The sequence below is a fragment of the Methanobrevibacter sp. genome (assembly GCF_045603845.1).
Classification (GTDB): domain Archaea; phylum Methanobacteriota; class Methanobacteria; order Methanobacteriales; family Methanobacteriaceae; genus Methanocatella.
Genome location: NZ_JAZUMY010000019.1, coordinates 1 through 8,425, shown reverse-complemented (window position 1 = coordinate 8,425; position 8,425 = coordinate 1). Strand labels below are relative to the sequence as shown.

At 35.4% G+C, this 8,425-nt stretch carries 11 protein-coding genes; 2 read left to right on the top strand and 9 right to left on the bottom strand.

Features of this window, described 5'->3' with window-relative positions; all coding sequences use genetic code 11:
• The 4 genes from ACKI2W_RS02290 to ACKI2W_RS02275 form a co-directional block, all read right to left on the bottom strand.
• Positions 1-555, bottom strand: a 555-nt coding sequence (locus tag ACKI2W_RS02290) for a 7-carboxy-7-deazaguanine synthase QueE (protein ID WP_407378917.1), incomplete at its 3' end; no start/stop codon positions are given.
• A gap of 2 nt (positions 556-557) precedes the next feature.
• A complete protein-coding gene (locus ACKI2W_RS02285; RefSeq protein ID WP_407378916.1) occupies positions 558-1,079 on the bottom strand; it encodes a 6-pyruvoyl trahydropterin synthase family protein in 522 nt (173 codons plus the stop codon).
• Entirely contained in the window at positions 1,076-1,663 is a 588-nt protein-coding gene (locus ACKI2W_RS02280) for a DUF366 family protein (RefSeq protein ID WP_407378915.1), read from the bottom strand. Before ACKI2W_RS02280 ends, ACKI2W_RS02285 begins: the two co-directional genes overlap by 4 nt.
• Before the next feature lie 122 nt (positions 1,664-1,785).
• Positions 1,786-2,868, bottom strand: a complete 1,083-nt coding sequence (locus ACKI2W_RS02275; protein WP_407378914.1) for a hypothetical protein — start codon at positions 2,866-2,868, stop codon at positions 1,786-1,788.
• Between the two features lie 155 nt (positions 2,869-3,023).
• On the opposite strand from ACKI2W_RS02275, the gene ACKI2W_RS02270 reads away from it, so the two are divergent.
• Both ACKI2W_RS02270 and ACKI2W_RS02265 read left to right on the top strand, forming a co-directional pair.
• Entirely contained in the window at positions 3,024-4,094 is a 1,071-nt protein-coding gene (locus tag ACKI2W_RS02270) for a DNA polymerase subunit beta (protein WP_407378913.1), read from the top strand.
• 156 nt (positions 4,095-4,250) lie between these two features.
• Positions 4,251-5,045 (top strand): Dna2/Cas4 domain-containing protein, encoded by a 795-nt coding sequence (locus ACKI2W_RS02265; protein WP_407378912.1) that lies wholly within the window; start codon positions 4,251-4,253, stop codon positions 5,043-5,045.
• Between the two features lie 20 nt (positions 5,046-5,065).
• Here ACKI2W_RS02265 and ACKI2W_RS02260 read toward each other — a convergent pair whose 3' ends face one another.
• From ACKI2W_RS02260 to ACKI2W_RS02240, 5 genes are all read right to left on the bottom strand, one after another.
• The gene (locus tag ACKI2W_RS02260; RefSeq protein WP_407378911.1) at positions 5,066-5,749 is read right to left on the bottom strand and encodes an amino acid ABC transporter ATP-binding protein; all 684 of its coding nucleotides are present in this window, start codon (positions 5,747-5,749) and stop codon (positions 5,066-5,068) included.
• Between the two features lie 10 nt (positions 5,750-5,759).
• Positions 5,760-6,410, bottom strand: coding sequence for an amino acid ABC transporter permease (locus ACKI2W_RS02255; protein ID WP_407378910.1), 651 nt, complete (start codon positions 6,408-6,410; stop codon positions 5,760-5,762).
• Between the two features lie 25 nt (positions 6,411-6,435).
• Complete coding sequence (locus ACKI2W_RS02250) at positions 6,436-7,269, bottom strand: amino acid ABC transporter substrate-binding protein (protein WP_407378909.1); 834 nt, start codon at positions 7,267-7,269, stop codon at positions 6,436-6,438.
• A 140-nt stretch (positions 7,270-7,409) separates the two neighbouring features.
• Positions 7,410-8,069 (bottom strand): DUF5612 domain-containing protein, encoded by a 660-nt coding sequence (locus ACKI2W_RS02245; protein WP_407378908.1) that lies wholly within the window; start codon positions 8,067-8,069, stop codon positions 7,410-7,412.
• On the bottom strand, positions 8,062-8,325 hold the full coding sequence (locus ACKI2W_RS02240; RefSeq protein WP_407378907.1) for an energy-converting hydrogenase B subunit P: 264 nt from the start codon (positions 8,323-8,325) through the stop codon (positions 8,062-8,064). The genes ACKI2W_RS02245 and ACKI2W_RS02240 overlap by 8 nt, the downstream gene beginning before the upstream one ends.
• Between the last annotated feature and the right edge of the window lie 100 nt (positions 8,326-8,425).

Genomic DNA, 8,425 nt, shown 5'->3' with positions numbered 1-8,425 from the left:
ATTATTATTATCAATTACTTTACTATCGATTTCTTTAATTACATCTTCGAATGATTCTATTTCTAACCATGGCAATATAACTATTTTACAATACACATTTATGGATTTTTGTATTAATAAATTTAGTGATTTAATTTCATTTAAAAAAATATCTTCATCAAAATGACCTTTAAATTGTTCTTTTAACTTAATATCCAAAGAAACAATATCTAAATTAACAATTAAATCAATATTTGCCGGTAGAGTACCATTAGTCTCAAGCATTATATCAAGGTCCGTGAGCTTTGAAACCTCATTTATAAACTCAGGATACAATGACGGTTCGCCACCGGTAAAAGATATAGTATGACAGTCAGGAGTTAAAATACTTTCGATTTTTGACACTACCTCCTCAGGTGTCATAAGCATTCCTTCCTTTTCGGAAATGCTGTGCTTCGTATCACAATAGTCACAATTCAAATTGCAGCCTGCAAAACGCACAAATATTTGCCTTTGACCTATTAAAACACCTTCTCCCTGAAAAGAAGAAAATATTTCAATAACTGGAGCTTTCATGATTATTCCACAAATTCCTTTTTGTACTGTGCACCCTGTCCGATGCCTTCATTTACACACACTGAAATGTATTCCAGATTGTCATAGCTTTCAGCCAGTTTGCGGGATAGGCTTTCTGCAAAGAATTTGGATAACTCCTCAGCTGAAGTGTATGGAAGAGGCAGGAATACACAGTCCACAGCAGGCACTGAATAGCCTTTACCGTCAATCGTAAATGATACGGTTTTTTCTTCTTTTAAATCAAAAATCGAATCTTTCTGTTTATCGAAATCCTTGAATTCAATCAAATCATTGTACACCGGAATTAAAAGCCTGTGGTCAAGTTCATCACATATTGCTTTCGTATATTTTTTCACATCCTTAAAGTCCACAACAAATTCGAATTTACCTGCCCTTTGGCCTTCTATTTCTATATCAACGAAATAGGAATGTCCGTGGATAAATCCGCAGGATTCATGGCCAGGAATGATATGGGCAGATGAAAACCGTAAGTTGGATTGAATTCCATTTACCAAAATTTTCATAATAACACCTTAGTCTTACTAATATCCTTTTCAATTGTCTCAATTTCATCAATAAATCTGTTGACAACGTCAAATATCAAATCTTTTAAGTTATCATCATTAAAGACATTTCCATCATCAATGTCATACAGTCCGATGGTTTCAACATCACCGGGAGTTCCCTTATCCTCCAGATTAAGTGCAAAATGGATTTTTGCAGAACTGAGGGAAACACTGGCTATGGAGATGCTCAGCTTTCTTCCGTCAACAAAAATGTCATCTCCCTCACGTGTAGTCCCAACTCCTTTTTCTGTCAGTATTTCTCTGAATATCATTACAAGAAGTCTCTGGCGAAGATAAGCAATCCTCATGTTGGGCGGCTGCTGATCGAAGAATTCGCAAATGAAATTAACCATATTGTTTGATTTGATTTCCAAACCCACATCGGCAAAATCCTTCAAGTTATCCGGAGTGATATTAACGGGACCTATCCATGTAATTATTGAAGAACCGTAAATTCCAAACTCCTGAAAAGCCCATGACGGATCAATCTGGCTTCCATCATATTCAAAAATGTCTTCAATATGCTTATGAGTAATATTCATTTTTAAAACCTATTTTTTGTAATTCTTAAAAAAAAACTTACAATACTATATTAGTTGAAGACATTAAAATAAGTTAAGAAAAAATAAGAAAAAAAGTATCATCTCCAATGGGAGAATAATACTTAAATTGTTAAGTTCTGTCCAACATCGTATGTATTTACAGTATATATCTGAAATTGTGAAGAACTATCATCAAAGGATTGTGATGAAGGCTCATTTGGCAATTGTGAAGCATCCTCTTCATCAAAATGAACCGGATGATAATCTGGATTTGAATATAACTCCTGCAAATAAGGACTATCATTCCATGTATCCAATGCTTCTTCACGGGATATTACAGCAGGACTATTGACATTGAAATAGTTCTTTCCGCCGAAATGAGTCGGATGATCGCAAATCATGATATCATCCAAAGGTACTGTAACATTACCTAATACAACATATCTTCCGCAATCAATACATAATATGTATTTATCAGTGAAATCGTCATGAACATTTAAGAATATCTCATCCTGACCAGGCAACTGACGATAATTCATGTTTAGCTGGTTGGTTTCATACTCGAATGTTTTTTTCTGAATTTCATCCGGGAACTTGCCATTCTTCAGGTAATAATTCACATCCCCCACATCATAGACATATGGGCTTGACAAATCAAAGTAAGCGTCACCTATTCCACAATCGAGATGACAAATCAAATTTGTTTCAAGTGATTTTGTGATGTTTCCTAATGGAATGAAACCATCTACAACACACATCGCATACTTATCTGTAAAGTCTTCACCTTTTTTGATGAAGATATGATCTTTATAATTTGGAGATAATACGTAATCAGATTTATTGACATTATCATACAGAGTTGTCTGCTGAAGCGGATATGAATGATGGTCATTTCCACCCGATGGCTGGCCACCAACTGATGCAGCATAACCCATGAAAGATGCTATCTGATAAGTTAAATTATCCGCATTAGCCACCAAACTTGCTGCTGAATCTGAAGAAGCATTAATCTTTTGAACTGATTTCACAGAATCTGCAGATATCCTTTGACTGGAATCTTCAGATAACACATCAATAATCACGTCATCTAAGGAAATTTCTTTGCTGACATTTGAAATTTCATTTGAAACAGGATCATTAATGACCTGTGAAGAACCATCATTTGAAATTAATGCATAACCGCCGGCAATTGCACCAATAGCCAACAGTAATACTATACCTATTCCGAGTTTATTGATATTTTCACCCCCACAAATTAGTGTAATATATAGTATACACCAGTGACATATAAACCTTACTATTTTATGAAAAAATAGATTTAATAGATTATATAAAATACTATATTAAAGGAGTTATTTTTATGCAAGTAAGAACAAGAGATTTTATTTACACAACCGACGGAATGTTTTTTGCATCAACAAACTATATCCATCCGGAAGACAGATACATCTCATTTTTAAGATATATCCCTGATGAAAATGGAGATCGGGAAAAGGACGGCATCAGATACAGAAAAGTAGGCTCAGAAGAGGCATATTCATATTTACGTGAAAATTATCCTGATTATTTATATTTCTGCGACGTCACAAATGTAGAGATGATGGGAGTTCCTATCGACAAGGTCGAAAGAGTAATAAAACCTGAAAACAGATTGTTAGGCCTTAAAAAGACATTTGAATCTGGAGGAGAAGTCAAAAATCCGGAAATCATAGCCAAATTAATGGACGTGTGCGACTTTTTCCACTACATTGCAGGAATTGACTATGAAGACATGGGAATTTCAGGATCCATTCTGCCCGGACTTCAAAAAGATGATGTTTCAGATTTGGATTACGTTATTTATGGACTTGACAATCACAGAAAAGCAATTGAAGCATTTAAAGCCCACAGGAATGAAGAAGTCTACATCGAAGAAGTTGACAAGCACATTACATTAAACGGAATTACCGATGACTATTGGGATTTTGTCTACAATAAGAGAATGAGCGATTCCAGCCTGACTCCGGAAGAATTCAAATGGTATGAAAACAGAAAAGCCAACCGTGGAACAATCAACGGAACATTATTCGACATTTTAGCCACAAAAGGATATGATGAAATCGAGGGAACTTGGGGCGACACCAGATACGAGCCTCAGGGAATAGCCAAAATAGAATGTGATATAGTAAGTGCGCTTGGAGCATTTGACAATCCGTCACTCTACACCATCGAGAATTTGGAAATCCTTGAAGGGGTTGAAAAAGACATAGTTGAAGTCGTTTCATTCACACACACCTATGCCGGTGAAGTGGTTGATGGAGAACATGTCATTGCCAAAGGCAAAGTCGAAAAAGTAATTCAGGATGGAAAAGAGGATTATTACAGGCTTGTTGTTGGAACAACACGTGAGGCAATCGATGAATATCTCAAGTTGAAAATTCCTCCGGCATGAAAAATTGTTCCCACTGATAAAAATTTACTTCAAACACCATAATTTCTTTAACTTCACCATATTTATTTCTTTTAAAGGAATTGAAGCCAATTAACACCACCATTATTTATATTAGAAGATACAATCTAATATTACAAAATTTGAGAGGTTATAAAAATGATAAATGTATCTTCAATAAGGTCATACATGTATTGTCCCATGAAACTATATCTGCAAAGTCATGTGGATACAAGAGAAAACGCTGACATTCAATTGAATTTAGAATTGAAAAAGATTAAAATAGACACGCAGGACCTTATACAGAAAAATATGCGCAAACTGAAAAAAGAAATGAACATAAGAGAAATCGAAGACATATTATCAGAGAATGTTGCAAACTATCTTGAAAGCACATTCTCCTCAATCCAGAATATGGATTTGGGTTTGACAAACGACCAGATTATTGAAATAAATAATGAAACCTATTTTAATATAAAGCTGCAGGCACTGAAATCAAAGCAAGCCATGGAGCTTCTGGGAAAAAACGGATTTGCAATAGTGGACATGTTTTTTCCGAATTGCATGTACTCATATCTGCTGAAAAATCCCAACATTGAAATGATAGGATTGTGCGATAAACTCGAGATTGTTGATGGAAAATACTATCCGATTTCAATCAAGCATTCAAATCCCCCATTAAAGGGAGTTTGGGACCAGGATGCAATCGACCTTGCGGCAACAGCAATACTGGTAGAGGAAGAATTTGAAACCGAGGTGTTTGTGGGATTTGTTGAATATGCAAAAATAAATGAAAGAAGACCCGTTGTAATGGACGTTAATATAAGAAAAACATTGTTCGACAAAATAAACGAAGTAAAAGAAATAGAATACGATAAAAGAGTACCGACAGTGAAAATAAACGATAAAAAGTGCGGCAATTGCGAATATAAAAATATATGTTTAAAAGAATAGGGATTTACTCCTTATTCTTTTTAGTCATAAAATTTACCTAAGAACTCTTTCATTCTTGCATTATCGGATGAAAATACCTCATCCGGAGTTCCCTGTTCAATGATATATCCATCATCCATAAAAATTATTTTATCTGCCACATTTCGAGCAAAAGTCATCTCGTGAGTAACGATGACCATGGTCATGTGTTCAGCCGCCAAATCCCTGATTACAACCAAAATTTCACCGGTCAGTTCAGGATCCAAAGCTGAAGTTGGTTCATCGAAAAATAAGATATCCGGATTCATTGCAAGAGCACGGGCAATAGAAACCCTTTGCTGCTGACCGCCGGACAATTCATGAGGATATGCATCTTCCTTATCAGACAATCCCATTTTTTTAAGCAAATCACGAGCGGATTTGTAAACTTCGTCCTTATCTCTCTTTTGAACTTTAATTGGAGCATTTGTAATATTTTTCATCACATTATGATGCGGGAACAGATTAAAATCCTGGAATACCAGACCGAAAGTTCCGTTGAAGTCAATGATTCCGCTGTCTTCCTGCTCCAAGTCAGTTATGCAGCGAAGCAATGTGGATTTTCCAGAACCTGAAGGTCCGATTATACACAACACTTCACCCTTTTCAACGTTAAGAGAAATATCTTTAAGCACTACATTATCATCAAAACTTTTTTTAAGATTTTTAACTTCCAATAAACTCATAATATCTCCCTTAAGCCAAATAATTAAATCTTTTTTCTAGACGTTCCATTACAAATGCAACAAGTACGTTGAATACATAGTAAAATACTCCTGCAACCAGTAAAGCAGCAATGGATGCATCTGCAGCGGCAATCTGTTTAGCAACAGTGAACATTTCCGGAACTGCAATAACGAATGACAGTGAAGTATCCTTAACTAAAGTAATAACTTCGTTTGTTACTGATGGAAGAATAATTCTGAATACCTGCGGTAAAATAATCGTGAAAAACGTTTGGACTTTTCCATAACCCAATACCTGAGCGGCCTCATATTGACCTTTAGGAATAGCTTCGATTCCACCCCTATAGATTTCAGCAAAGTATGCTGCATAGTTTATTGAAAACGCAATGATAACAGCTATAAATCTATAGTCCGGTGAAAGGGTTGCTCCGAATATATAATACGGTCCAAAAAATACAACAATTAGTTGTAACATTAACGGTGTACCCCTCATAATGGAGATGTAAATTTTCATTAACCATCTAAGAGGAGCGAAATTGCTCATTCTTCCAAATGCAATTAATAATCCTAATGGAAGAGAAAATAATAATGTAAGTAAGAATATTTCGATGGAGGTAACCATACCCTCCATCAATAATCCTACCATTGATTCTAACATCATATGCTAGTATACCTCATTTCAAAATCTATTTTTGAATAAGGGAACCAGGAACACCATATTCAGTATAGTTTTCTGCAATAGCTGAGATAGTACCGTCAGCATACATTTCATCTAATGTTGCCTGAACTTGGTCTTTTAAATCAGTATTGCCTAATTTGAATCCGACACCATATTGTTCAGATGAAATAGGAGTGTCTAAGATTTTGTAACTATCAGAACTATTTGAAGAACTGATTTGGTATTGTGCAACACCGATATCCATTGCAACAGCATCACATGCACCGGATTGTAAATCCATGAATGCAGTGTTGTAGTCTGCAACTTGTACTAAGTCAGCGAAAGTGTCTGCAATGGTTTTGTTGTCTCCTTCAAGAGCAGCTAAAGCTGAAGAATCTTTTTGAGTTTCTACAGTTTTACCTTTTAAGTCTTCGATGGAGTTAATACCTGAATCAGATTTTACAATAATAACTTGTTTGTTATCAATATAAGGTTCGGACCAAGTGTAATCACTTTCCCTACCGTTTATTGTGAATCCATTCCAGATACAGTCAATAGTTCCTGAATTTAATTCAGAATCTTTTGCATCCCAGTCAATTGGTTGTTTTACTAAAGTCCAATTGTTTCTGTCACATACTTCTTGTGCTAAGTCTAAGTCAAAACCAACATATTCCCCATTTTCTGAGAACCCGTAAGGTGGGAACTCAGCATCAAAACCAACGATAAATGTATCATTATCATTAGTTACTGCACTACCACTAGAATCACCGCCTAAAAAGTCAAACCAGCCTGCGCTAGCAGTTCCCATGACTAAAAAAGCGACTAAAACTAATGCTAAAATAACACCTATTTTTTTATTCATTTTAAAACACCATAGTTATTATCAGAATAGAAAAATCTTCTAATCTATGTTATAAAATATATCATTTACAATATATAACATTATAAGATTTATAATAAATGAATAATAATTTTTGAACAAAATTTATTAAAAAAAAGAAATTAAAATTTGATATTGTCGCCTAAACGTGAAATATCAAATACTGCAGTATCCGCAATGGCCATAACTGCCAAAACACCTGCCTGAATAGGATCCGTAACAATCAAATCTGCATACTTTGTTACGCTTCCAGGCATGTTTAAAGAGATGACTATCAAATCATTTTCCTCTTTCACCTGCTTTACAGATTTTGTAATCTCACCGCCCATCAGTGACCCGGCAAGAACCAATGCACTTACACGAGGCAGTCTGGAAATAGCTTCAACGGCCTCGGCAATATTGCGTTCACCGACCAATGGAATGGTATCGATACTTATACGTTCACCGCGTATGTTATGCCTGTCAGCTTCGGTTATAGCACCCATTGCAACCTGAGACACCTGAGCTCCGCCACCGACGATAATTATACGTTTTCCATAGATGTCAAGCTGAGATCCATGCAGTTCAACAGATTTGACTTCAGGAATTTTTTTCAAATCCTCTATCAAAGCATCTATATCTTCCACATGCTCAAGTTCAAAATTAATGGAACCCTTGTTGTTTTTTTCAACATAAAGGTGAGTATAACTGATATTAGCACCATAATTACTGATTACAGCAGTAATATCATCCAAAACTCCCTTTTTTTCATCACTTATTATGGTAATACTATAATCATTCATTTTGCGGCCTGATTTTATCTAGTTCTGCATGGGCCTTTTTCCACATGCGCAAATAATTGTCTTCACGACTTACAGGAATCACATCAAGACCTAAATCACGATGTTCAGCAATCCATTCCTCGTGAAATACAGGTATTTCAACTTTTATCGGTTCAGAGGTTTTATTTACAACTATGAGATTCCTGTATGGAAAATCCCATTCTACAATATAGCCACCAAGACTTACTATATGATATGGTCTCATAACAAATTTCAAAATAATCACCTCATAATAATCCAAGCACAATAGCCAGTATTCCAAGCAATGTTGCTCCAAGTATCGTTGGCAGGAGCTGCCTATTAGTGAATACAGGAGT